At 75.3% G+C, this 283-nt stretch carries 1 protein-coding gene; it reads left to right on the top strand.

What is annotated here, in order from left to right; genetic code table 11:
- Positions 1–283 (top strand): acyltransferase domain-containing protein (locus PUR56_RS43470; RefSeq protein WP_329949482.1); only part of this gene is annotated, 283 nt, incomplete at both ends.

Raw genomic sequence — 283 nt, 5'->3', positions numbered from 1 at the left:
GCCGGTGTCGTTCGCCGTGATGGTGGGTCTGGCGCGGGTGTGGGGTTCGCTGGGTGTGGTGCCGGACGCGGTGGTGGGTCACTCGCAGGGCGAGATCGCGGCGGCGCATGTCGCGGGGATCCTGTCGCTGGAGGACGCCGCCGCCGTGGTGGCGCTGCGTTCGCAGGCGATCGCGCGGGGTCTGGCGGGTCGTGGCGGCATGGTGTCGGTGGGCCTGCCCTTCGGGCGGGTGGCCGACGGTCTGCCGGCCGGTGTGGAGGTGGCGGCCGTGAACGGGCCGTCG

It is taken from the genome of Streptomyces sp. BE303 (genome assembly GCF_036290945.1).
Taxonomy (GTDB): Bacteria; Actinomycetota; Actinomycetes; order Streptomycetales; family Streptomycetaceae; genus Kitasatospora.
This window is presented reverse-complemented; position numbering and strand designations above follow the sequence as displayed.